The 26,419-nt window shown below is 43.4% G+C and carries 17 protein-coding genes and 1 pseudogene; 13 read left to right on the top strand and 5 right to left on the bottom strand.

What is annotated here, in order from left to right; genetic code table 11:
• Positions 1-16: 16 nt before the first annotated feature.
• Complete coding sequence (glyS, locus tag HWQ23_RS21555; protein WP_292832537.1) at positions 17-2,170, bottom strand: glycine--tRNA ligase subunit beta; 2,154 nt, start codon at positions 2,168-2,170, stop codon at positions 17-19.
• Positions 2,171-2,466: 296 nt separating this feature from the next.
• Between glyS and HWQ23_RS21560 the strand changes: the two genes are divergently transcribed.
• The 5 genes from HWQ23_RS21560 to HWQ23_RS21580 all read left to right on the top strand — a co-directional run bounded on the left by HWQ23_RS21560 (position 2,467) and on the right by HWQ23_RS21580 (position 8,213).
• Positions 2,467-3,057: a PEP-CTERM sorting domain-containing protein gene (locus tag HWQ23_RS21560; RefSeq protein WP_292832540.1), complete on the top strand. Its 591-nt coding sequence runs from the start codon at positions 2,467-2,469 to the stop codon at positions 3,055-3,057.
• 702 nt (positions 3,058-3,759) lie between these two features.
• Entirely contained in the window at positions 3,760-5,049 is a 1,290-nt protein-coding gene (locus HWQ23_RS21565) for a glycosyltransferase family 4 protein (RefSeq protein WP_292832543.1), read from the top strand.
• Between the two features lie 345 nt (positions 5,050-5,394).
• A complete protein-coding gene (locus HWQ23_RS21570; RefSeq protein WP_292832546.1) occupies positions 5,395-5,577 on the top strand; it encodes a hypothetical protein in 183 nt (60 codons plus the stop codon).
• Between the two features lie 90 nt (positions 5,578-5,667).
• Entirely contained in the window at positions 5,668-6,315 is a 648-nt protein-coding gene (locus tag HWQ23_RS21575) for a TetR/AcrR family transcriptional regulator (protein ID WP_292832549.1), read from the top strand.
• A 284-nt stretch (positions 6,316-6,599) separates the two neighbouring features.
• Positions 6,600-8,213, top strand: a complete 1,614-nt coding sequence (locus HWQ23_RS21580) for an efflux RND transporter periplasmic adaptor subunit (protein WP_334886157.1) — start codon at positions 6,600-6,602, stop codon at positions 8,211-8,213.
• Positions 8,214-8,254: 41 nt separating this feature from the next.
• Here HWQ23_RS21580 and tnpB read toward each other — a convergent pair whose 3' ends face one another.
• From tnpB to HWQ23_RS21595, 3 genes are all read right to left on the bottom strand, one after another.
• Positions 8,255-9,484, bottom strand: coding sequence for an IS200/IS605 family element RNA-guided endonuclease TnpB (gene tnpB / locus HWQ23_RS21585; protein WP_292832552.1), 1,230 nt, complete (start codon positions 9,482-9,484; stop codon positions 8,255-8,257).
• A gap of 232 nt (positions 9,485-9,716) precedes the next feature.
• Positions 9,717-10,043: a hypothetical protein gene (locus tag HWQ23_RS21590; protein ID WP_292832555.1), complete on the bottom strand. Its 327-nt coding sequence runs from the start codon at positions 10,041-10,043 to the stop codon at positions 9,717-9,719.
• A 669-nt stretch (positions 10,044-10,712) separates the two neighbouring features.
• Entirely contained in the window at positions 10,713-12,644 is a 1,932-nt protein-coding gene (locus HWQ23_RS21595; protein WP_292832558.1) for a heavy metal translocating P-type ATPase, read from the bottom strand.
• 198 nt (positions 12,645-12,842) lie between these two features.
• Here HWQ23_RS21595 and HWQ23_RS21600 point away from each other — a divergent pair, with 198 nt between their 5' ends.
• The 5 genes from HWQ23_RS21600 to HWQ23_RS21620 all read left to right on the top strand — a co-directional run bounded on the left by HWQ23_RS21600 (position 12,843) and on the right by HWQ23_RS21620 (position 20,670).
• On the top strand, positions 12,843-13,754 hold the full coding sequence (locus HWQ23_RS21600; RefSeq protein WP_292832561.1) for an ATP-binding protein: 912 nt from the start codon (positions 12,843-12,845) through the stop codon (positions 13,752-13,754).
• A gap of 15 nt (positions 13,755-13,769) precedes the next feature.
• Positions 13,770-14,117 carry an STAS-like domain-containing protein gene (locus tag HWQ23_RS21605; RefSeq protein WP_292832564.1) on the top strand — a complete coding sequence of 116 codons (348 nt, stop codon included), beginning with the start codon at positions 13,770-13,772 and terminating at the stop codon, positions 14,115-14,117.
• A gap of 3 nt (positions 14,118-14,120) precedes the next feature.
• Positions 14,121-14,744 carry a hypothetical protein gene (locus HWQ23_RS21610; protein ID WP_292832567.1) on the top strand — a complete coding sequence of 208 codons (624 nt, stop codon included), beginning with the start codon at positions 14,121-14,123 and terminating at the stop codon, positions 14,742-14,744.
• Between the two features lie 113 nt (positions 14,745-14,857).
• Positions 14,858-15,979, top strand: coding sequence for a precorrin-8X methylmutase (locus HWQ23_RS21615; protein ID WP_292832734.1), 1,122 nt, complete (start codon positions 14,858-14,860; stop codon positions 15,977-15,979).
• A gap of 350 nt (positions 15,980-16,329) precedes the next feature.
• The gene (locus HWQ23_RS21620) at positions 16,330-20,670 is read left to right on the top strand and encodes a DUF4912 domain-containing protein (protein WP_365742232.1); all 4,341 of its coding nucleotides are present in this window, start codon (positions 16,330-16,332) and stop codon (positions 20,668-20,670) included.
• Between the two features lie 294 nt (positions 20,671-20,964).
• Here the strand turns inward: HWQ23_RS21620 and HWQ23_RS21630 are convergent.
• Positions 20,965-21,197: pseudogene (locus HWQ23_RS21630) on the bottom strand (hypothetical protein); the annotation flags it as partial.
• 512 nt (positions 21,198-21,709) lie between these two features.
• Here HWQ23_RS21630 and HWQ23_RS21635 point away from each other — a divergent pair.
• The 3 genes from HWQ23_RS21635 (at position 21,710) to HWQ23_RS21645 (ending at position 26,218) form a co-directional block, all read left to right on the top strand.
• Positions 21,710-22,678, top strand: a complete 969-nt coding sequence (locus tag HWQ23_RS21635; protein WP_292832570.1) for a DUF1822 family protein — start codon at positions 21,710-21,712, stop codon at positions 22,676-22,678.
• Positions 22,679-22,857: 179 nt separating this feature from the next.
• The gene (locus HWQ23_RS21640; protein ID WP_292832573.1) at positions 22,858-25,218 is read left to right on the top strand and encodes a CHASE2 domain-containing protein; all 2,361 of its coding nucleotides are present in this window, start codon (positions 22,858-22,860) and stop codon (positions 25,216-25,218) included.
• Positions 25,219-25,366: 148 nt separating this feature from the next.
• Positions 25,367-26,218, top strand: a complete 852-nt coding sequence (locus tag HWQ23_RS21645; protein WP_292832576.1) for a DUF928 domain-containing protein — start codon at positions 25,367-25,369, stop codon at positions 26,216-26,218.
• The last annotated feature ends 201 nt before the right edge of the window (positions 26,219-26,419 follow it).

The raw sequence follows: 26,419 nt of genomic DNA on the forward strand, positions 1-26,419 counted from the left end.
TTTTTACTAACTTACGCTACAGATTTTTGACGATCGCACCAAAGTCAGCTAAAACACGGGCATGATTGCGAACTAGTCCAAGTAAATGTAATCGATTACGTTTGACTTCTGGATCGGAGTCCATAACTAAAACGCTATCTGGCCCATCAAAGAAGTTACTAACTGCTGGAGCAATTTTTGTTAGTGCTACTACTAACAGTTGATAATTTCGTGTCTGCTGTGCTGCTTGAGTTTGAGGCACTGATTCGATTAGCGCATTATACAAAGCTACTTCAGAGGGCTTTTGAAATAATTCTTGACGAACTACGGTTGTTGGTTCTAGCTGTTTTGTATCCAAATCACCTTGTGCGGCTAATCGTGTGGAACGGTTAACGGTTTCGTAGATGTTATCTAAGGTACTATCGTTGCGGATTTGTTGTAAGTATAAGGCGCGATCGCGGACATCCAATAAATCCTTTAACGTCCGTTCTGTGTATTCTGGGTCATTTTCTCCCAAAACTGCATTTACTAAGTCGTAATCAATCTGCTTATCTTCTTGTAGTAAAGTGCGGATGCGTTGTAAGAAAAACTCTTGTAATGCTGCGGTTAATGATCCCTGATCTTTGTGATATTTTGCTGCAAAATCTGTCCCTATTTGTGCCAATAAATCATCTAAATTTATCGGTAAATTATCAAACCAAGTGATTTTTACTACAGCATTAGCAGCACGGCGTAAGGCAAAGGGATCAGAGGAACCAGAGGGAATTAAACCTAAACCAAAGATACTCACCAAGGTATCTAATCTATCTGCCAAACCGACAATTTTTCCCGTGAGCGTTCCAGGTAAAATATCACCTGCTCCGGTTGGCAAATAATGTTGAAAAATTGCCTTGGCTACTTCCGCATCTTCACCACTGGCTAAGGCATATTTTTCTCCCATGATCCCTTGCAATTCGGGAAATTCATACACCATTTGTGTAACCAAGTCTGCTTTACATAATAAAGCTGCACGTTGGATTTTTTGGCTTTGACTTTCCTCTAATTTTAATTGGCTAGTAATTTGCTCGGCAATTTTAACTATTCTATCTACCTTGGCACGCAACGAACCCAATTCTTCTTGGAAAGTAACTTTTTCTAATTGTGGTAAAAAGTTTTCTAAAGGCTTAGTTAAATCAGCTTCGTAGAAAAATCTGCCATCAGCTAATCTGGCACGAATTACCCTTTCATTCCCGACGGCAACAATATCTGATTTTTGGGGATCACCGTTAGAAATGGTGATGAAATTGGGCAATAATTCTTGCTGAGAACTATCCGGTTTGAATACAGGGAAATAACGCTGATGAGTTACCATGACTTCAGTAATTACCTCAACTGGCAATTCCAAAAATTCTGGTTCAAATTTACCGGCAACTGCGGAGGGATATTCTACAAGGTTGGTTACTTCCGCTAACAAATCGGGGTAAATTACTGTATACCCGCCTAAATTCTCTGCTACTGCATTTACTTGCTCTTTGATAATATTTGCCCGTTCTTCTGGGTCAACGTTGACATAAGCAGACTTGAGGGCGGTAACATAATCAGTAGCTTGGGCAATTGTCACAGGTTTAGGATGCAAGACACGATGACCTTGGGAAATGCGATCGCTCTGAATCGTTTTAGAACCATTAACTAATTCTAAAGGCAGCACCGTATCATCTAATAAAGCTACCAGCCAGCGAATTGGTCGGGAAAACCTTGCATCCCCATTCCCCCAACGCATCAACCGCTTACCTTCCAAACCCCAAATCCACTGGGGAACAAGTTCTGTCAAAATTTCCGCCGCAGAACGACCAAGAATTCTTTTTTGCACAAATACAAATTCCCCTTTGTCAGTGGGGCGAACAAACAGCGCATCCAGTTCCACACCTTGCTTTTTGGCAAAGCCTGCTGCTGCTGGTGTCGGCTGACCATTTTTAAAGGCGGCTTGGGCAGGGGGCCCTTTAATTTCTTCTTCTCTGTCTGCTTGCACAGATGGTAGACCTTTAATCACTACCGCCAAACGCCGGGGAGTACCGTATACTTCCACACTTTCGCCCTTGAGGCTGTTTGCTTCCAAGCTTTGGGGAATGCGCTCTTGCCATTGCACTAAAGCATGACTGAGAAAACTTGCAGGTAGTTCTTCTGTACCAACTTCTAATAGAAACCCAGGCATAAAATACTGTTTTCAACTTTGCGTAGCTCAACTTTATCAGTTATTCTCAGGCGATCGCTCGTGATTTTTAGTCAGCTTTGCCAGATACATCTTTATCGATAAAGTCGAGCTGAGGTTTGTTAGATAGATTTGACATTTTATCCAAAACTTCACAAAAAAGTGTTTTTCTTCATTGAGTTTTTACACTCACTCCCGTAATTTCATGCAGTATTTACTTATACATATTTATATCATAAAGTTAGTGTTGTTTATAGATTGATATCTGCATGATTTCAATCAACTTTGGAGTGATCACAATGACAAATATTTTCGCCAAAATTGCCACTATCGCAGCAACCAGTACTGCTCTTAGTGTTGCGATCGCTGCTGGTGCTAACAACTCAGCTCAAGCTGTTGATTTCAACTTTAACTGGCTAGGTAATGGCGGTTATTCAGCAGTAGGTTCATTCAGCTACGACGAGGCTACAGCACCGACAATTATTTCCGAAAGTGGTAGTGGAGCGACCAAATTTTTACAATCCTTGAATGTCTCCTTCTTAGACCCATCTAATAATCCTCTTGGAACTTATAACACCGTTAGTGGTGGGGTGTCACAATCTGATTTCTTCGCTTTCAACTTTGATACTTCCACTCAGAAATTGTTTGGCCCCTTTGATATAGCAGGAGGAACAGGTGTAATTGGAGAATATTTCCTTCAGGGAACGGTTGGCGATTCTTTGTTCTTACGTCAGGATGTCAATCAAAACGGAACGTCAATAACACTAGATCAGAATTCTGGCTCTATTCAGGTATCCAAAGTCCCTGAACCTGCTTCTATCGTGGGTTTAGTGGCACTTGGGATGTTGGGTTTAGGTTCAACTCTGAAGAAAAAGCAAGCCTCTTGCTAGAAAGTAGGGCTTCCTAGTCAGAGGTTGCCAAATTTAGTTTAATGAATCTCTATTCTAGCCTCAATAGTTCACTGAACTGGTGAGTTGATCATTGAACCTTATCGGTCTTATCGGCTCGCGATCGCTCGAATACTTGTGTCAATAAGTATTCGAGTGATAACAATGAAAAAGATTTTCGCCAAAATCACCCTGAGCACAGCAACCAGTGCTACTTTTACTGTTGCGTAGGACGCTAGTGTTAAAAAGTTCGTGCCTTTTAACTAGTCTAAAAAGTAAGATGCTCACCATTGAACCTAATACTGATGACTTGGTTAAAAATACTTCATGTGCCACTTTACAAGCTGGAATGTGGGTTTCATGCAGGAGATTAAATATGATGTTACAATCCACTAAGTGTAAATTTAAGCATTAGATTACCTTTTAAATTAATGAAAACTTATCATGCGGATGATAGGAACCTTAAATTATTTATCAATTATCAGTGAACACTGGTAATTGATAACTGGATAGCTAAATAATTAATAACTGATTAACTGTTAAGATCCACTTAGAAAAGTCCTAAACAGCCTTGATTGCAATTGTGATTTCAAAGAATCATAAATTGCTCACAACCTAAATTAAATAATAAAAGTAGAGCGCCTACTTAAATTACTAATAAATCGGCTCATATCATGCTGTCTTCACGAAATTCATAAATAGCTCATGCACATTCTGATCTATTCCTACAACTATCATCCAGAGCCGATTGGAATTGCTCCCTTAATGACTGAATTGGCAGAAGGGCTAGTAAAGCGAGGTCACCAAGTGCGGGTGATTACCGGAATGCCCAACTATCCTCAGCGTCAGATTTACGATGGATATCGGGGTAAATTGTACGTTAATGAACAAAAAAATGGCGTCACCATTCAACGAAGTTACCTGCGGATTCAGTCTAAACCCAACCTCGTGGATCGGCTTTTATTGGAATTGAGCTTTGTTTTCACGAGCTTACCCCAAGCTTTTAAAGGCAGACGTCCAGATGTGATTCTCTTAACAATTCCGCCTCTTTTAGGTACGTTACCAGCAACAATGTTTGGTTGGTTATATAACTGTCCAGTAGTTCTGAATGTGCAAGATATTCTACCAGATGCTGCCGTGCGTATTGGGCTATTGAAAAATAAGTGGATGATTCAAACTCTTGCAGCCCTAGAGAAATTTGCATATCGGACTGCACACACTATTAGCGTCATCGCCGATGGGTTTCGTGAGAATTTAGTGAATAAAGGAGTACCTGCTAATAAAATCGTTTGTATTCCCAATTGGGTAAATTTAAATTTCATCCGCCCCTTACCGAAAGAGAAGAACTCTTGGAAATCTAGCCATCAGCTGGATGGAAAATTTGTAGTACTTTATTCGGGCAATATTGCTCTAACCCAAGGTTTAGAGACAGTAATAGAAGCAGCAGTTTGCTTACGTCATATCAAAGATATTGTCTTTGTCATCGTTGGCGAATCAATAGCATTGCAAAGGTTGCATGAATATTGTCTATTAAATGGAGCAGATAATGTTTTGCTGCTACCGTTGCAGCCGAGAGAAAAACTACCCGAAATGCTAGCAGCATCTGATGTAGGGCTGATTGTGCAAAAGCGGAATGTGATTTCCTTCAATATGCCTTCAAAAATACCACTGCTGTTGGCGAGTGGTCGCCCAATTGTGGGTTCAGTTCCCGCCACTGGTACTGCTGCTAAAGCAATCCAACTCAGTGGTGGTGGGATAGTTGTTGAGCCAGAATCACCCAATGCAATGGCCGCTGCGGTGCATGATTTATATGCTAATCCGACTCTAGGGGCGAGGCTAGGTAACTCAGGAAGACAATTTGCCGAAGAAAACTATTCTTTGGAGCAAGCACTTGATCGGTATGAGTGGCTCTTTTCTCATATTGGTGCTAATCGAAAATCAACTGTGGGTATTTTACGGAAATTGAATTCTAAAAAATCAGTTGTGGATGGTTGAAGGGGATTGGGGATTGCTGACTCGGCGGCACAGATAAAACCCTGATTGGGATAAATTAAATCACCCATTCGGGTGAGTTAAAAATCAGCCGATCGGGTGACCTAAGTGTAGGAAGTTGAGACTGCTGAAAAATAGGACTATAGAGAATACTGATTGATCAAACTCGCAACTTTGATTAATAAGCTGTTCCACATCTAGTTTACATATCTAAATTTAATTAAAATCTTGTGGGGTGGGCAAGATGCCCGCCCTAATTATGCAAGTTAAATGTGGAACAGCTTAAAACAGTTCTTGTAGCTTGCGGGTACTCCGTTAGAGAACTTGTAGAGTAGCTGCTACGCCTCTATGGATGCAATACATGCTAGGGGCACATTTACGAGTGGTACGCCAGTTTGCCCAAACCCGCCCACGCGACTGCCTCCTGTATTCCATGCAATTGAGAACCGCTATTCATCTGAATTAATCAGCGATCGCTCCATACCCTTCTCTTCCTTAAGATATGTATTCACTACCATTCAAGAGCGATAAACTCATCTGTAACTTATACCAATCTGATATTTTATGTGGTTATAATGCAAGCAAGCACTTACATGTGCAAGCAAGCGCTTGCAAACGCTCATGGAAAACTTAGCATCAAGGACGGCACAAACTCGTGCCCGCTTGATAAAGTCAGCAACTAAGGTGTTTGCAACGGCAGGTTTAACCGGAGCGACAACGCGAGAAATTGCTCGTGTTGCTGCGGTGAATGAGGTGACATTATTTCGTCATTTCCAGAACAAAGAGCAACTATTAGCTGCTGTGATTACCGAAGCGATCGCTTTACAGTCGCAAGCTTTAACCGATCACGACGAGTGGAGCCAAAACCTATACATTGACCTCAAGAATTATGCAAGGCTTTGCAACCAGATGATAGAGGAGCATCAAGACCTGATTCGGATATTTATTGGGGAAGCGAAGCGACATCCCCAGGCCGCTCGTCTGATGTTATACGAAACTGACAAATCGCGGCGCTCCAAGCTGGTTGTCTACTTGCAGAACAGCCAACAGAAGGGTACAGTGTCTTCAGATATAAATTTGGAAGCATCTGTGGATAGTTTCACAGGTATGTTGCTTCACGGGATGTTGCGTTTTAGCGATATCCCTACCACACTAGGCTACAGTCGTGAATGCTACATGGAAACTTGCGTCAATTTATTTGTGCGCGGTATTAGCACTTTGCCATTGCAGGAGGCAGCAGATTCAGTTGATTCGCCTGCAACTAGATGAACCGTGCCTTCTCTCGGAGCTAAGGCACTGGGTTCCTACTGACTGAAAAGGTTTTATAAATTACACTTTAAAAAATTGCTCGGAGTTAACAAATGTATAAATCAACCATAATCTGCTGAATAATATGTGTGCGTTTTAGGTGCTAGACATTGTGAGCGATCGCCGAAATACCCAAACATACATATTTGTCACCAACATAGAGAAAAAAGGCTAAAAAACTATTCAAATGCTTTTTTAGCGAAAAAAAAATAGATTGCCCAAGTTTAAATCCACAAAACGAGAAAATGATGGCCCATTCTGATCTCCCTGACTCTCGCGTTCCCGTTGAAATAGAACAGCCTGCTGTTACTGATTCTAGTCAAGAGCCGCAACCATTGCCAGAGCGATCGCCTAAGCCACCTCAAAAGCGGCGTTGGCCTCTAATCTTAGGAATCATCCTGTTAATTGCAGGTGTTGGTTTTGGTTGGCGCTGGTGGCAAACTAGTCATGCTAGCAATGCAGAATCGGGTGCTGGAGCAGGTGCTGCTCAACCGCCAGTTCCCGTGAAGCTAGCAACTGTGAAAACTGAAACTGTGCAGGATAGTTCGGTGTTTATTGGCTCCTTAGAGGCACCACTGTCTGTACCAATCAAGCCACAGGTTGGAGGGCGAATTACCCAGATTTACATCAAAGAGGGTACCTCTGTTAAACAAGGGCAAGTAATTATTAGCCTACAAATTGATGATGCCCAAGCCCAGCTACAACAAAAACAAGCAGCGCTAGAACAAGCACAGGCAAATCTTGCCGAACTCAAAGCCGGGACTCGAAGAGAAGTAGTTTTGCAAGCCAAAGCCCAGTTAGATCAAGCCGAAGCAAAATATCAAGATGCCGTATCTGGATCGCTACCACAGCAAATTCAGCAGGCTGAAGCTCAAGTTAATTCCGCCCAATCCGATTTAGTACTAGCACAAGCACGAGCAAGGCGATACGAACAATTAACAAAAGAAGGGGCAACTTCCCAAGATGCCCTAGATGAATACCTTAAAAACAAAGGTAGTGCTGAAGCGGCGCTGGTTGCAGCCCAGAAAAACTTAGAGCAACTCCGCAAAAGCAGGACTGCTAATATCCAGCAGCTAGGTGCTGCCTTAGAACAACAGAGACAAAACTATAGGCAGCAGGTGAATGGCAACCGCCCAGAAGATATTGCCCAAGGGCGATCGCAAGTAAGCCAAGCAGCCGCCCAAGTCCAGTCGGCTCAAGTCCAACTGCAATACACAAAAGTCCTAGCTCCTTTCACAGGTATTGTTGGTGACATCCCAGTGAAAGTAGGACAGTATGTGGCACAAGGGGATCAGCTGACCACATTGACCAAAAACGACTCTTTAGAGCTAAATATATCCATTCCGCTAAATCAAGCCAGAAAGTTGCGCTTGGGATTACCTATGCAAATGCTGGATGCCCAAGGCCAAACCATAGCAAGGGGTAAGGTCAGTTTTATCTCTCCAAATGCCAGTTTAGATTCGCAGACAGTTTTGGTAAAAGCCAACTTTGGCAATTTGAGAAATCGACTGCTTAATCTTCAGTCAGTGCAAACCAAAGTAATCTGGAATGAACGTCCAGGAATCTTAATTCCAGTTACATCAGTAACTCGCTTGGGTGGGGAGACTTTTGTGTTTGTAGCTGGAGCGCCAGCACAAAAGCCTCAAGCTGAAGCGCCGCAGGAAAAACCTAAAGCTGAAGCGCCATCTTTAGTAGCTCAACAAAAGCTCGTGAAATTGGGAGTAATTGAGGGAAATAATTATCAAGTTCTCGAAGGACTAAAAGCTGGGGAAAAAATTGTTATTTCCGGTATTCTCAGCCTCACCAATGGCGCTCCCATCGCTCCTGCACCTGATCAAGTGGGTAGTGGGAAGTTTTGACGAGTCTTTAATACTCATTTTGAACCTCGCATGACTAGAAGTCACGCGATTCCTGCTTCAACGATCTGAGCCTGAATTGCTCCAGGTCTTACAAGTTCTCCACAAGCGTTTAGAGCCTCCGGGATACCCACGGCGGCTATTAGTCTTAACCCCTCACTCAAAATATTAAAAGAAGCGTTGATGTCTCTCAAATTGTAGTTATTACAATTAGGACAAGACCATTCACGTAACTTTAAATCCTTGACTAGTGGATTCATAGAACCACAACAATTGCAATTCTGAGACGAAGGATAAAATGTACCAACTTTTTGCACAATTCTATCATGCCACAAAGCTTTATATTCGAGCATGGTGACAAATTTTGACCAACTAGCATCAGCCAGGCTCAATGCTAGTTTGTGATTTTTCACCATGTTGGCAACGTGCAAATCTTGTCTACGACACGCTCCGCGAACAATACAGATAATGCTGTTTTCTTTGATTAAGCGAGTTGACAACTTATGCAAAAAGTCATCTCTCAAATTCGTAATCCGTTCGTAGGTACGAGCTAGCTTGATTTTCGCTTTGACTCGATTACTACTACCTTTTACAGTGCGGGATAGTTTCTTATGAGATGCGCGTAACTTACGAGTTTGAGTTTTATAATACTTCGGATTATCTACAACTTCACCAACGCTTGTAACAAGATAAGATTTAATTCCCAAGTCTAAACCAATATTTTGAGCAACTTGAAAGTGTTTCTCTATCTCTGTTTCACACAGAATACTAGCAACATATTTACCTCTGGAAGTACGAGTTACAGTAACATTTACAAGTTTTCCAGTAATTTCCTGAGATTTATGAAACTTCACCCATCCTAGCTTGGGAAGCTTTAAACAATTCTCGATTACTTGAATGTTATCGTTAGTCAGGTTAGTTTTGTAAGACTGCTTGCACCCATGCTTCTTTTTGAATTTAGGAAAGCCTACGTTTTTTCTACCTTTAATTTTCTTGAAGTCAGCAAAAAAGTTTTTGTACGCTGTCTCTAAATTCCTAAGTGAGTTTTGTAAGGCAAACTTATCTACCTCTTGGAGCCATTCAACTTCTTTCTTGAGTAGAGTTAATCGCTGACTACAAGCATTATAGTTTAACGTTTTCTGCTCGGTGAGGTATAACTCTTGCTTTAATGCTAGAAAGCGGTTATACACAAACCTTGCACAACCAATAGTCTTATTAATTAAGACTTGTTGGCTATGGTTAGGTATAAGTGTAAGTTTAAACGCTTTTTGCATTTCTCTAAGAGATATTTTGCTATGATGATTTTACCATAATATCCAAGCATCTAAATATAGAAATTATTTGCGCCTAACTCATGACTAAAAGTCACGAGTGTGCGGCTTGCAGAAATCAATTAGGAATTATTTTAATGGGGCTAAAAACTCCATTAATGAGTCTTTGATACTCATTAATGAAGCTCAATGCTCAGTTCACTTGGAACCAAGCATTATAAATGAAAGCGGAGGGTTAGCCACGACCCCAGTCGCGCTCACGCTCATAGCGGCGGTTATTTTCGCGCTCATAGCGGCGATTATTTTCGCGCTCATAGCGGCGGTTATTTTCGCGCTCATAGCGGCGGTTATTTTCGCGCTCATAGCGGCGGTTATTGTCACCAATGTTGCGAAGGTCGTTCTCGCGGTCATAATTACCATCTCTGTGGTAACGACTCCCACGTTCGTGGTTCTCATAATCGTTGCGATGATAGCCGTAGCTATCTAACTGGGCAAGATAAGACACTGGTGCTTTCGCATCAGCTTTTGGAGAAATAGCCAAAGCTGAAGCAGATGCTATCAAGCCGGCCAGAAAAATAGAGGTAAAGCGGTTCATGATGTGAGTCGAAAGTTGTTGATAGTAATTTATGCAAGTCCAATCTGTTTAGGAAGAGCAGATTCCACAAATCTTTGAATCAATCCTATCAGTGCTGAATAACTCGAAAAGTTTTCTTGGGTGCGGTGATTGAGAAAAGTTTTGTTGTCTGTGATACTTTTTGACTTTCCACATCCCGTCAATCAATTTTGGATTTTGGATTTTAGATTTTAGATTAAAGAATTGAAAAGAGCGCTCTCGCCAGGGGCAAGTCATTTAATTTTAGATTTTGCCCAAAGTTGCTCTTGCGGCTGTGGCGCGCCACTTCCTACAATTGGAACCCCCCTTCGGGTGACGCTACGCACAGTCGCTACCGCTACGCTAACACCAGTCGCCTACGGCGGGAAACCCTTTCGGCAGTTCCTCATGGGGGAGACCCCCTCTGAGCGACTGCCTCACTACAGCGCTGGATTCACCGCAACGGAGTGGCTTGACTTGAGCAAACTTTCCAAGACGGATTAAAGAATTATTCTCACGCTTAAAGAAAGCTTGCTCTGGGACTTTTTTAAATAATGGAACGCAAGAATCTTCTCTTCGAGAGGCTTCGCCCAACAATTCCATTTTCCAAAATTTAAAATCTAAAATTCGGTGAGTGGTTTATTTGAGCAATCTTAGACCACTGAGGGTAACTAACACTGTGGAACCTTCATGTCCAATAACGCCAATAGGTAGGTTAATATTTCCCAGAAAGTTGCCCACTAAAAGCAACATAATGAAACCCAACGCTACGACTATATTCTGTTTGACTATGGCTTGCGATCGCCTACCCAAATGCATCGCCACGGCAATTTTTTCTAACCTGTCTGCCATCAGTACTATATCTGCGGTTTCCAATGCCACATCACTACCAGATATTCCCATCGCTATACCTACAGATGCTTGCGCTAAGGCTGGTGCATCATTGATCCCATCGCCTACCATTGCCACAGTTTGATATTGTTGCTGTAGACGGCGGATCACATCCAGCTTATCTTCTGGTAGAAGTTGAGCATACACCCGATCAATTCCGACTGCTTTGGCGACACTGTGAGCAGTTTCCTCGTTATCCCCAGTTAACATGACAATTTGCTCAATTCCCAGTTTCTTTAACCGGGTAATAGTTGCGGCTGCTTGCGCTCTTACTTCATCTGCGATCGCAATTACACCCATCACCTCGCCTCCTCTGTTTGCTAGCGGGATGGGGTTCTTCGCTACCCAAACCACAGTTTTACCTTGTTGCTCCAAAGATTGAGCCATTTGTCGCAATTCTTCAGGTAAATTTGTGACATGCTGTTGCACAAAAACGGCATTCCCCACAATTACCTGTTGTTCTTGGGCAATCCCGACAATTCCCTGTCCAGGTATAGCTTGCACTTGGATTGCACCAACCCAATCCAAATCACCAGCCGCCTGCACAATTGCCTTACCAATGGGATGTTCGGAAGATGATTCCACACTAGAAGCAGCTTTTAATACATCTTTTTGAGTGTATTCACTAGCTGGAAATACCTGGAATACCTGTACCTGTCCTGTTGTTAGAGTACCAGTTTTATCAAATGCGATCGCTCGGACTTTACCAATCTTCTCCAACTGCGCCCCATTCTTAAACAAAATCCCCTGTCTTGCACCATTGGCGATTCCTGACAGCAGCGTGGGCATAATTGCCGCCATCAACGCACAGGGAGAAGCCACCACTAGGAAGGTAAGGGCGCGATAAATCGTCGTTTCCCAATCCCAACCCCAAAGAAATGGCGGTAAAGTTGCCAGTAATATTCCAGCTACTACAATGACTTTGGCATATCCTTTTTCAAAGCGATCGATAAACTCTTGCGAAGGAGGTGCTTCTGTTTGCGCCTGTTCTACCAAGCGAATCACACGCACAATTAAACTGCTTTGGGCTGGTTTGTGTACCTTAATTTGCAATGCACCATAGCCGTTAAGTGTGCCGGCAAATACTTCTGCACCGATTGTTTTCTCTACAGGTAAAGACTCGCCTGTAATCGCAGCTTGATTCAGGGTGCTGTAACCAGATAAAATTATCCCATCAGTAGGAATTAGCTCTCCGGGTTTGACGACAATCTCATCACCCACTTTTAACTGACTGATGGAAACTTCCTCTTCTCTTCCCTGATGCCAAACCCTTGCTCTATCGGGTGTCAAACTCATCAAACTGCGGATACTCCGTTCAGTTCGCGCCATTGCATAGCCTTCTAATGCCCCACTGATGGCAAAGATCAGAATCAAAATTGCCCCATCAATAATTAGATGATATTCTCCTCGCCATAAGCCGAGACTAGCAGCACCAATCGCCGCCACAATCATCAGCAAATCTACATCGAGTTCTTTTTCTTTGAAGAGAGTAGTCAATCCCTCCCGCGCACTTTCGTAACCACCAATTACATAAGCAGCAGGTAGCAGCAGGAATGCCAATCCCAAAGCGCCAAGATGTAAGGCGAACCATCCGAGAAATAGCAGTAAGCCACACAAAAGGGCTGCTACACTATCTGCGTGTTCTCTGGTGAATTGGGTGAAACGTTGGGGGTAGAGCATCAGAGGTGAATTAACAGGGACTCTCTCAGGCTAAACCTTGACATTGATGTTAATGTCAAGGTTTAGCCTGAAAAATGCTCTGACACCAATCGCCTCTGGCACGCTCCACGATCGCAAAAAATGCTAAATCTTGTTGATACCAGTGTTAAAGTTCAAGATATAAATAACTAATAAATATCTGTAATAGTCGGAGTTATCTTGCTCTTAGAGACTAAAAACCAGCCAAATTTAATTCTTTATGTAACCAAGATTGATGACAATCCCCATCATTTTAATAAGTTATTCAAACTTAGAAATGAAATTGAGCAGTTACCCCAAGATTGCTTAAATATCAAGGTAGATTTTCATTACTGCGAATTCTTGGGACACTACGGCGTTGCTTTTTTGGGGGGACTATTCCGTCTTGTCGAAGCTCGTGGCGGCTCTCTCGCTTTCGATTGGAATACACTTCCAGACAAAATTCGAATGAACTTAGCTCAGAATGGCTTCTTGTATAATTTCGGTTTTAACACGAAACCGTGGGATGGCAACTCAATACCTTACCGGAATGATCTTCAGCAGGATATGAGTGCTATTGCAGACTATCTAAAATATAATTGGCTGGGCAAAGGTTGGGTCAACATCAGTCCAAGACTACAAGATGCAATTACAGGGCGAGTCTTAGAGATATATTTCAATGCATTTGATCATAGTCAATCTGCTGTGGGGGTGTTCAGCTGCGGTCAGCACTACCCCAAGCTTGGTTTTCTTCATTTAACAGTCATCGACTTTGGTATTGGTATCCCTAGTAGTGTTCGCTCTCTACCTCAGAACTCAGACAAGACTGCTAATGAGGCTCTACAGTGGGCGTTCGAGCCTGGAAATAGCACTAAGCAAGACAGTATCTCCCGTGGGGCAGGCTTAAATTTATTGCAGGAGTTCATCGTAAAAAATCATGGAAACCTTACAATCTTTAGTAATGACGGATATGTCAATATAGGCGATAATATTATATATGAGAACAAATGTACTAATTTTAGAGGAACCCTGATTAATATTGCAATTCGGTGTGATGAATCTTGCTACTGCCTAGCAACTGAAGCTCATCAACTTAAGAAGCGGTTATTTTAAAGAGGGAGATAGGGAATGGCATACAAAATTTTTGATGTTGTCGGTAAATACGCCATCAGCGCTGAGAGTGGACAGAAGGTATATGACCAGATTCATCCAGTTCTGCTTTCTGGCAACCCTGTAGAATTGGATTTTACAGGAGTTCAGGTCTTTGCATCTCCCTTTTTCAACTTTGCGATCGGTCATCTCTTAAAGGATATTCCAGCAGATAACCTTAATCAGCTGGTTGAGTTCAGCGCTATAAGTTCTGAAGGGTGGAATGTTCTTGAGCGTGTGATTGCCAATGCGAAGCATTACTATTCCGATGAGCAATTTCGTAATGCGGTTGATGCAGCGATCGCACAGCAGGCTGCAACTTTTTAAAGCATGGCGGTCAACCTTAGCATTCAAGCTGATATCATCGACATCAAAACTGATAATCCTCAGCAGGGTGATATTTTCCTTGTAGATACCAACGTCTGGTTTTGGCAGACTTATACAAATGCTGGTTTTGGTACTAAAACCTCCAAATTCAGCAATTATCTCAAATATATTAATCAAGCTCTTTTAAATGGAGCCACGCTGACCTACTCTGGGCTAATTTTAGCTGAACTGGCTCATATCATTGAAAAAACTGAATATGAGATTTATAAAAAATTGCATGGGTTTTTGCCACTTAAAGAATACCGTCATAATTATCCAAATGAACGGATGAATGTTGTTGCCGAAGTTCACTCAGCTTGGAGTCAGGTTAAGGCGCTTGCTGTTCCTGTTGATCTGACAGTAGATGACGCAACAACCGATGCAGCACTAAACAGATTACAAACTCAAGCTGTTGATGGCTATGACTTACTACTTCTCGAAGCTATTAGCAGAGCAGGAGCAGGAAAAATTAAAATTATTACACATGACATGGATTATGCTGTTGTTCCAGATATTCAGGTATTTACGAGCAACAACAACGTTATCCAACAAGCTAATAGACAGAAAAAATTATTGGTTAGCAGATAGTTTAACTAAGCTAGGTTAAAAGCGTAGACACGCAGTGGCTTGTCGTCAGACATCGCCTTTTATAAACGCCCCCTCGATAATAATTAACCTTTATTAAGACGTAATTCGTGGAAATCAAAAGTAGCGAGTTGACAATTAAGCAGTTAACGCACTTGGTAGGTGGCGGTTTAACTCCGCGGATGGTGCGCCATTACCATCAATTAGGACTGCTACCGCAACCAGTGCGATCGCGTAGCAATTACCGTCTCTATACCAAAAAAGATGTCCTCCGCTTGCAACGGATTGTAGCGCTCAAGCAGCAAGGGTTTCAGCTAAACCATATCCGCAATATTTTGGAAGTGGAACCAGAAGCCGACACAACTATTAACCTGATGGGACAACTCCAGCAGCAATATCGCGCGGTGATGCAACAAATTTCCCAATTGCGGCAAACTGCATCAGCATTAGAAGGATTATTGGGGCGCGATCGCCATTGTCAAATTATCCAGGCGGAAGTTTTGGCACAACTCAAGTTACTCGATGTCGAAACTCAAGCCGGATTGGGGGGATTGGAAAATCTCTGGAGTGGCTTGGATGCCGAAATTCATACCCACTCGGAAGCTTTTACAGAATCGCTACAACGCTTACTACCTGATTTGTCTAACCGTTCGGAAATTGAACAACACTTAATATCTCAGCTGGTTTTGGCTTCTGGCGATGTCAGTTTGGTGTCCTTTATTAAATTGAGTCCAGATGCGATCAAAGCTAGTCGAGAAGCCCTATCTTCAAGCTGTCAAATTGTTGTCGATACCCAAACGGTTGCTGCTGCTTTGGATCAAACCCGATTACTTCACTTGGGATGCCACATCGAAACCTTGATTGATAATCCTCATATTACCACCGCTACAGAAGCAGAACTTGCCTTTTGGCAACATCGAGAATGGCGAGAAAAATTGCAGCAAGTAAGTCAGGGTTGTGTGCTAGTAGTTGGTTATGCTCCCTCAGTACTTCTGGAAGTTTGTGAGGCGATATCTAACCAGAAAATTCAGCCTGCACTGGTAATTGGAATGCCCATTGGCTTTAGCCATGCTCCCGCAGCCAAGCGACAACTGATGCAACAAGGGATACCTTTTATTACAGTTGAAGGGACTTTGGGAGGTGGCGCTTTAGCTGCAACTGCCCTAAATGCCTTGGTGGAGTCACTGATTGATAAGCCAGATTGTCATTGTTATCTCAAAGATGTAGAACCCTTTTAGAGACGTAGTAGTGCTACGTTTCTGAAAATAATATTGTTAAATAATATTGAATTTGGTACACTTTACCAGTTTTAGTAATTCAATAATTCATAATTATGGCCATAAGGAACTAATTTGGTATAAATTACAACATAACTCCTAAAAATTTCTCGGAAGCAGACTTTGGCAATTTCGAGTATAAATTATCATACTATCCGCTCAATAATAAGTATAAATAAATACTAGTGTACTGAAAGAATTAGAAGTAAAGATAACTCAGATGTATAATTAGCGCGTCTCCTCCATAATTTCTAAAAAGATTGCGATTTAGGATTGGCAGGCTTTCTATTTTTTACTTTAATAAAGGGCATATGTGGCAACAAGAAAAAAAAGATACTTCGATAGTCAGGCTGGTATTATGGGTTGCTTTAGCTACGACACCTATGGCAGCAATGGTAGTATCTGCACCGATGCTGGCAGAATCTAGACCTGAAACTTCCTCTTTTCCACTGCCGCAAACAGTGCAGAATGGGGCGACAGTGCGGATTGACGGTTCAAGTAGCTTGGCTGCAATCAACCAAAGTCTGAAAAACAGTTTTGAAAAACAGTTTTCCGGTACAAAGGTTGAAATTGCTGCTAACGGCACTGGTACGGCACTGAAAGATTTGCTAGATGGCAAAATTGACATAGCAGCAATCGGGCGTGGGTTGACACCAGCAGAAAAAGCTCAAGGGCTAGAGCAAGTTCGCTTGCGCCGTGAGAAGATTGCGATCGTGGTTGGTGCAGATAATCCTTTCAAGCAAAGCTTGACTAGTAAGCAATTCGCCCGCATTTTCCGGGGAACAATTACAAATTGGTCACAACTGGGAGGGCCTCCAGGGAAGATTCGGGTCATCGATCGCCCTAACACCAGCGATACTCGTGATACTTTCCGTGCTTATCCAGCCTTCAAGGGTGCTAACTTTGCTACAGGCTCTAATGCTACCCAAGTAAGTGAGGATAATAGCGCAGAAATCATCAAACAACTGGGCAAAGACGGCATCAGCTATGTGTTAGCTAATCAGGTGTCGAAGTTGAAAGGTGTGCGAGTTCTGCAATTACATCAAACCTTGCCAAATGATCCTAAATATCCTTTCTCCCAACCTTTAGTTTACGTTTACAAAAAAAATCCCAGCTTAACCACAGTAGATTTTCTCGGCTTTACCCTGGCACCCCCAGGACAGCAAGCTATAGAACAAGCTAGAACTGCTGAAGCAGAGGCGATCGCAGCCAGCGTATTACAACCTGCTACACCTTCCCCCAGTGCCCAGAGGACACCTGCTGCTACGCCTTCCCCTAGTGCCACTACTTCTGTATTTGGCAAAGAGCCGTTTGTGGCTGCTCCTCCACAAAAGAGTCCAATTGTAGACGAGCAAACACCATTGTGGTTGCTGCTACCTTTGTTTTTTATTAGTCTAGCTGGAGGGTTACTATGGTGGGTTCTGATAAAACGCCCATTGCCCACTGAGAAAACAGACGACTTACCAGAATCAAATCCCCGTCCACCCAGCAGAGAAGATGGAGAAACGGCAGTGCTCAATGCCAGCACAGATCCCTCCGTCAACGGAGCGGTAGAGGAGCAGCCAGTGCCGCACTTCCAAGAGCAAGAAACCCGCGATCGCACTCCTTTCAACATCTATGCTCAAACAGAATCTGACCTGACCCAGAACGCTACTCAGGGGACAGCAAATTTACTACAAGAGTTAACTAATGGCGGCTCTAGCATCTATGAAGGCACAACCTCAGGCGTAGCTAATGGATCGGAAAATAGCAACTTGGGAGCCGCAGCTTTAACTAATGGTGCGTCTCTAGCAACGGGCATCGGGACGGCTACCTGGTCTGCCTTTAGCAACAAAGAAACAGAAACAGATGCGATTGATGAGACAAACGGGTTTAGTAATTATACGGACGCAGACCCTCCTGAGTCAGATCAAGTTGCATGGGACATAGAAGCCCCAGCAGCTGTAGTAAATACTTCATATCCTCACCGGGCTAATATTCCAGATGAGGCATCTGATCTGGAACTGCCTTCATCTGACGTGACAGATCCACTCCTGGAATTATCAGATGTGCCAGAAGTAACATCTGATTTTGGATATTGGGACACAGAAGCCAGTGAAGAGCAGATAGATGAGCAACTTCAGGCAGAGTTGAACTGGCTAGATAGTATCACCTCAACCGAAGATACAGCCTCAATAGATGAATTTCCCTTACCAGATGGCGAACTGGCAGGCGACGTGGAACCGTCAGAGGCACAAACAGCCTCACTGGTCGAATTACCAGAAGATGCATTGAATCTGGTGGCGGACGGGGCCGAACCCAGCGTAAATTTGCAATCTCAAGCAGAGCCGACTGTTGGGGAAGGTGTTGCTGAAGCTGACTCCATTGCTGCTGCGGCTTTAACAGCAGGCGCAGGGATTGGAGCCTGGGCTACAACTTTGGGATCAGATACCCAAGGACAAGCTGATACTACGATTGACAATGTGCCGATTGGGGATGAAACAGATATTGGCTTGGTAGATGCAGATGAAGTGAGCAGTATTGTGCTGACACCGCATACTTATACATCGGCTCATGTCTATTGGGAGATTTCCGAAACCAAGAAAGCAGCGCTGCGCCAACAAGGCGGCTCCCAATTGGTAGTGCGGCTCTACGATGTGACTGGGATAGACCTGAGTTATCAAAGTCCCCAGCTTGTACAGCAGTATGAATGTCAAGAGACAGCAGACGATCGCTTTGTGGATATTCCCGTCAGCGATCGCGATTACATCGCTGAAATTGGCTATATTGCTGATGGCGAACACTGGTTATTTATTGCCCGTTCAGCGCTGGTTCGTGTCTTCAGTCCTGTGCATCCAGATCCGACAGTTGATCATTTGCCGATTCGGGATGAAACAGATATTGGCTCGGTAGATGCAGATGAAGTGAGCAGTATTGTGCTGACACCGCATACTTATACATCGGCTCATGTCTATTGGGAGATTTCCGAAACCAAGAAAGCAGCGCTGCGCCAACAAGGCGGCTCCCAATTGGTAGTGCGGCTCTACGATGTGACTGGGATAGACCTGAGTTATCAAAGTCCCCAGCTTGTACAGCAGTATGAATGTCAAGAGACAGCAGACGATCGCTTTGTGGATATTCCCGTCAGCGATCGCGATTACATCGCTGAAATTGGCTATATTGCTGATGGCGAACACTGGTTATTTATTGCCCGTTCAGCGAGCGTTCGTGTCTTCAGTCCTGTGCATCCAGATCCCACAGTTGATCATTTGCCGATTGCAGCCGAAACAGATATTGGCTTGGTAGATGCAGATGAAGTGAGCAGTATTGTGCTGACACCGCATACTTATACATCGGCTCATGTCTATTGGGAGATTTCCGAAACCAAGAAAGCAGCGCTGCGCCAACAAGGCGGCTCCCAATTGGTAGTGCGGCTCTACGATGTGACTGGGATAGACCTGAGTTATCAAAGTCCCCAGCTTGTACAGCAGTATGAATGTCAAGAGACAGCAGACGATCGCTTTGTGGATATTCCCGTCAGCGATCGCGATTACATCGCTGAAATTGGCTATATTGCTGATGGCGAACACTGGTTATTTATTGCCCGTTCAGCGCTGGTTCGTGTCTTCAGTCCTGTGCATCCAGATCCGACAGTTGATCATTTGCCGATTCGGGATGAAACAGATATTGGCTCGGTAGATGCAGATGAAGTGAGCAGTATTGTGCTGACACCGCATACTTATACATCGGCTCATGTCTATTGGGAGATTTCCGAAACCAAGAAAGCAGCGCTGCGCCAACAAGGCGGCTCCCAATTGGTAGTGCGGCTCTACGATGTGACTGGGATAGACCTGAGTTATCAAAGTCCCCAGCTTGTACAGCAGTATGAATGTCAAGAGACAGCAGACGATCGCTTTGTGGATATTCCCGTCAGCGATCGCGATTACATCGCTGAAATTGGCTATATTGCTGATGGCGAACACTGGTTATTTATTGCCCGTTCAGCGCTGGTTCGTGTCTTTAGTCCTGTGCATCCAGATCCCACAGTTGATCATCTGCCGATTGCAGCCGAAACAGATATTGGCTTGGTAGATGCCCAAGAAGAGATCAGTGAACAACAGAGCAGTATTGTGCTCACAGCCCGGACTCCCAAATGGGCTTATGTCTGTTGGTACATTTCCAAGACTCAGAACGAAGCGTTGCAACAACAGGGCGGCTCCCAATTGGTAGTGCGGCTCTACGATGTGACTGGGATAGACCTGAGTTATCAAAGTCCCCAGCTTATACAGCAGTATGAATGTGAAGAGGTAACACGCGATCGCTTTGTGGCTATTCCCGTCAGCGATCGCGACTACATGGTTGAAATTGGCTATATTGCTGATGGCGATGGTTGGTTATTCATCGCCCGTTCAGCGATCGTTCGGGTCTTCAGTCATCCCCACGGAGATTTCTGGTTTGTGGCAGATGCTGAGTTGATTATTCACGGAGCAACCCAACCAAATACAAGCGTAAACATTGGTGGTCATACCATCAAAATTAAACCCGATGGTACTTTCCACTTACGTCTCCCCTTTTCAGATGGTTTAATGGACTATCTGATCACCGTAGCTGCTGATGGGGAATCCACTAGAACTATCCATAAGAAGTTCTCCCAGGAAACTTCAGAAAGCTAACATTATCCTGAGTTACCCCTCTAACCCAATTCTCCCCTTTTAGGGAGAAATGGGGAGAGGGTTAATCAACAGATTTTATTTATCTTTGGACGCTATCGAGTCATTACATTGCAAATTCCGCAAGTGCGATCGTCAAATGGAGCGTTGCTTTTGACTATTTTTTCAACACCAAAATTTCCGGATCGTACGATTAAATATTCATTTCCGAAATTGTTTGCAATAAATCGGAGGTTTGGTAGGTACTTAAGCGGGAGGGCATTGTAAGTAAACAACAAGTATCAGTTAGCCTGATTATTAATTATTGAATATTATTGACATCCTCCCACCGCTAATCAGGAGTACCTGATATAGCGGGGATTCCAAAGATCGCTCTTTGGGTTTCCTCTTTCTACGAGTTGATTTGCTTGAAGGAGTTTCCTCCGACATGTATTGATCAGTCTCTCCAGAGGCGTTACTTCCGACGTGCAGAACACCGTACTCAACCCTTTTTCTAATATGTTTCGCGCTGCGTTCCAATCCCTATCTTGAATAGCTTTGTTGGGTTAAGCAAAGCGCAACCCAATAAAGCTATTTTTCTTAACTGAACTGTATTGCTTTTTAATTAGCTGGTCAATTTTATTACTATTTTAAGTATCTATTTTTAGACTATTATCTGTGTAGATTATTTTGCTATATACAAGAATTAGCTTCTCTTGTAATAAAAATTAACTTAGTAATATTACTGTATTGAAAAAAAACTGTATTTATATAAATTTCAGTGAGATTTCTTACTGCACTACTTCCGTGACTCGTAGCCTTACCGCAAACCCTATCGAGCGTCACAGCCCATCGTAAAAATCTCTTCAAGTGTGGTAAAATCTGGGTACTATCAAGTTACAGGCGTGATCGGGATTTGGGTACTTGGGAGTACTGGGAGTGTTAGTCCTCAGTCCCTAATCCCTAATTCTGTTTTTCCAATAATCATTCTCTATTTTGTGGCATAAATTTAGTGAATGCGGGTGATATGTATATACCTGCATTGATCACTAGAGATTGACTTATGAATAACTCCATCTATCAGCTAGACGATTTCACTTTAAGATTGCCGATTTCCCAATTAGCTCGGATAACTGCCCAGCAATTTGCTAACCAGCAGCCAAATTCTGAAAAAGCAGAGCAAGTTCGGCTGAATACGTTGGCAGTGTGGGTGGTGAATGACTACTTGGAAATGATGGATATTCCTACTGACCTCCAAGCTAGTGACAGCTGGAACCGCGTCATGCGCCTCTGTGGAAATGTAGCTGACTTAGAAGTGCCCTCAGTTGGTCGTCTGGAGTGTCGCCCTGTCCATCTGCATCAGCAGACATGTTCCATTCCTCCAGAAACCTGGGAAGAACGGGTGGGTTATTTAGTAGTTCAATTTGATGAATCGCTGCAAGAAGCTCGGCTGCTTGGTTTTATCCCTAGTGTCGCAGCTGAAACACTGCCTTTAGAACAACTGCAACCATTGGAAGCCTTTATCGATCATCTGGCTCAACTGCGCCAATCCCCAGTTACTTCACTGGTAGATTTAAGTCAGTGGTTTGTTGGTATATTTGAGATAGGTTGGGAGACTATTGAATCCCTGTGGAACGTGCCGGAACTCAGACCAGGTTATGCCTTTCGCAGTACTGAAACTGTGGCACTAAATGCGATTAACCGACCAGAATCAATTATTAAACGCGCAAAACTGATTGATTTGGGTATCCAAATTTTCAACCAACCCGTGATGTTGATTGTGGAAATCAGCCCGGAAAAGGATCAACAAACCAGTATTCATCTCCAATTGCACGCCACTGGGAATCAAATCTACTTACCACCAGGGGTTCATCTCACCGTTTTAGATAGTTCGGGAACAGTATTTCTAGACGCTCAATCTAGAAAATCAGATAACTACATTCAGTTACAGTTTCGCGGTGAACCTTCAGAGCAATTTAGCGTTAGAGTAGCGTTGGATGATACCAGCATTACCGAATATTTTCGGATTTGAAACATGTAGCTATCTTCCCTCTTTGTCAGTAATTTATAAGTGCTTATTGGTTAATTAAAATTCACAATTAAAAATTCAAGTCGGCTTTTAGGGATTGCGAAAGAAGCCTATAAACGCTTCTGGAGCTTGCGATCAGACATTAGAACAGGGCATGATTTTGCACAGGGAGATAGCGACACATGGGTAAGTTAGTGGTTCTGAAATTCGGAGAGGGTAGTTTTGAGCAGGGATTTGCTGTCACTCTCCAAATTGGTGAAGAACACGAGCGTGCTGCAACAGAAATCACGGGGAAGCTACCTTCATTCCCGGAAATGCCGCTCTATTATAGTCATTGGCAGTCTAGTTATCGGCAGATAGGAAATCGTTATCGCCTCCACGCTGACCAAATTCAGGTGACGAATGTATCGATGATTCAAGACTGCGAAAATACTTCCCATATTTTGCGGGCACGGTTTAATACCTGGCTGCGAGCAGAGGAGTTTCGCCCGTTGAGGGAAAAATGGTTAGAAAGATTGTCGTCCACCGAAGAAGTGCGGGTGATTCTGCAAACAGAAAATAGCCAATTGCAGCTATTACCCTGGCATCTGTGGGACTTGTTAGAACGTTACCCCAAGGCTGAAATCGCCCTTTCTTCACCATCCTACGATCGCATTTCCAAGCCACGCACTTTAAATCAATTAGTCAACATTTTAGCAATTGTGGGCAATAGTCAGGGGATTGACACCCAAGCTGATCAAGCTTTACTGCAACAGTGTAGTAATGCAGACGTCAGCTTTTTAGTAGAACCACAACGTAAAGAATTGACTGACCATCTTTGGGGAAAAAACTGGGATATTCTTTTCTTTGCCGGGCACAGTTCCAGTAACGGAAATGGAGAAAGCGGACGAATTTACCTGAATAAAACTGATAGCCTCACCATTGGCGAGTTAAAGTACGCTCTCAAAAAAGCGATTGAAAACGGCTTGCAACTAGCTATATTCAACTCCTGTGATGGATTAGGATTGGCGCGAGAATTGGCTGATTTGCAAATCCCTCAAATGATCGTCATGCGCGAACCAGTCCCAGATCAGGTTGCCAAGGAGTTCTTAAAGTATTTTCTCCAAGCCTTTGCCGGTGGCGAGTCTTTATATCAAGCGGTACGCCAAGGGCGGGAACGGTTGCAAGGACTTGAAGATCGATTTCCTTGTGCAACTTGGCTACCAGTGATTTGCCAAAATCCAGCGCAGACACCACCCACTTGGGATGAATTAAGGTCTACAAAAACTGAAGATACGCCAAATTTAACTTTGTCTAGCAGACGCAGATTTCAGACAACTTTGTTATCCAGTTTGGCGATTACAGCCTTAGTTTGTGGGGTAAGATTGCTGGGATTTGTGGAAAATCCAGAGATTCAAGCTTATGACCAGATGATGCGATCGCGCCCTGCGGAGGAACTTGATCCCCGACTGCTAGTAATTACAATTGACGATGATGATTTGGCAATTCAAAGACAAAATAACGAGTCCTTAATTGGAGCTTCCATTTCCGAAAAATCTCTCAATAAAGTCCTAGAAAAACTGAATCAATACCAACCCCGCGCGATCGGCTTAGATATCTACCGTGATTTTAAAGCTAAACAACCAGATTTAATTACTCGTCTTCAACAAACTCAGAATTTGGTTGGCGTATGTAAGGGAAGCGATGGTACTGTAAATATCAAAGGCATTAAGCCGCCACCAGAAATTTCCCCAGGAAACCTGGGATTCAGTGACTTTATTCATGATCCTGATGGAGTTATCCGTCGGCATCTCCTGTTTATGAACCAGGAGGCGACATCATTGTGTCCTGCTCCCTTTGCATTCAGTTTACAACTGGCCTCTCTCTATCTACGACATTCAGGAATTCAACCAAAGTTCACTCCTGAAGGTAATTTGCAGCTGGGTAAAACTATTTTTCCAAATCTGAAATCTCGTACTGGCGGCTATCAAAATATTGATGCTAACGGCGGTCAAGTCTTACTTAACTACCGTTCCTCAAAACAAATAGCCGAACAGGTGAAGCTAACCCAATTTTTATCTACTCCGGTTAACCCCAAGGCGATCAAAGACAGGATTGTTTTGATTGGTGTGGTGGCAAAGGGGGATTCTCCAGACACCTGGCCTACACCCTATGGCGCTCCTTTAGATGAGCAAATGCCAGGAGTGTTAGTACAAGCGCATATGATCAGCCAAATCCTCGCTGCTGTCCAGGATGGGCGGCCGTTGCTGCGGGTTTGGTCACTGTGGGTTGAGGTGGTCTGGATTTGGGGCTGGTCTTTGGTAGGGGGAGTCCTGGCTTGGCGAAAGCTTTCCTTCCCCTGGTTGGCATTGGCAGTCAGTATTACCTCTAGTGTTCTGTATATAGTTTGCTTTGGTCTGTTAATTTCGGGTGCTTGGGTGCCGTTTATACCGTCGGCTTTGTCGTTGCTAGCGACGGTTGGCTTGATGTCAATTTATAATAATTCAAAAACAAAAGTTCGGGTGGGGAGTGGGGAAAGATTTTCTTATAAAATTTTTGGATAACCAGCAGTTAACAATTGACGCATTTACGCATTCCCACATTCAAAATTTTTCGCGCCACGTCTGGTAGAGAGGAGAGTTACATAAGGAGTCTTAAACCCTTTAATTTATGACAAATTTACAAGGTTTAGATATTTAAGGTAGGATTTTTATGAAATCAAATTCACAACCGATAAAACTGTTTTTAGTAGTAGCTTTTAGCTGCGTCAGTTTATTAGTTAGCCTGATTCCAGTACTGGCGAAACCAACTCATGATTCTTCAGTTAGCGATGCCGTTCGCGGAGCGTCTCGTAGAGAAGGCGGGCTACGCCGAAGCTCTGATCCGAAAACGACCGTTGCTCAAGCCACAACCTTTAAGCAACCTCCACTTCCACCGGGCCTCCCTCCTGGAGGTCGCGTTCGTGGTGGAGCGAAGCGCGGTGGATGTCCACTTGCTAAACCTGACCTGACTGCTTTAATGCCTTCCACTAAGGAAGCTAACTCAGTGATCAATGTCTGGGGACAGACAATAGGAGAACGCCCAAGTTGGTTTTTCTATGTGCCATATACCAAAGATTTGCCCTATGAAGTTGAATTTGTGCTGCAAGATCAGGACTCTAACGAGATTTACCAAAAAGCGATCGCTCTACCAGATAAACCAGGAGTCATCCGCGTTTCTCTACCTACCACTGCTCCCGCTTTAGCACTAAACAAACCATATCTCTGGTTTTTCACCATTAACTGTGACAAGGAAAAGAATTCTCCCCCAACTTTCCTCCAAGGGGTAATACAACGAGTCCAACTCAATCCAGCCACAGTTAAAGAGCTACAAACTACAGAACCTCTAAAGCGCTATAGTATCTATGCCCAAAACGGGATATGGTACGAGGCACTGACCATACTGGCTCAACTGCGTCAGAAAAATCCTCAAGATGCAGCACTGCAAGCAGAGTGGCGGAATTTGTTAAGCAGCATCCGCTTAGATGATATTGTCGCAGAACCGATTCTCTCGGACAAACCTTAGACTTTGACAAAACAGAATTCAGAATTCAGGAGTCAGAATTCTGAATTCAGGAGTGATATCATGTCCGCCAAATTACTCATAATAAAATAGGACTTAAGTAGAGCGGTGTGAATAATTCAAGGTTTGTAGTGAGGGCTTCAGCCATCATTTGAGGACTAAAGTCCTCACTACGAACTAATCTCAAGATTTTTTACATTACTT

Origin of the sequence: Nostoc sp. JL33 (assembly GCF_017114985.1) — a bacterium.
Taxonomy (GTDB): domain Bacteria; phylum Cyanobacteriota; class Cyanobacteriia; order Cyanobacteriales; family Nostocaceae; genus Nostoc.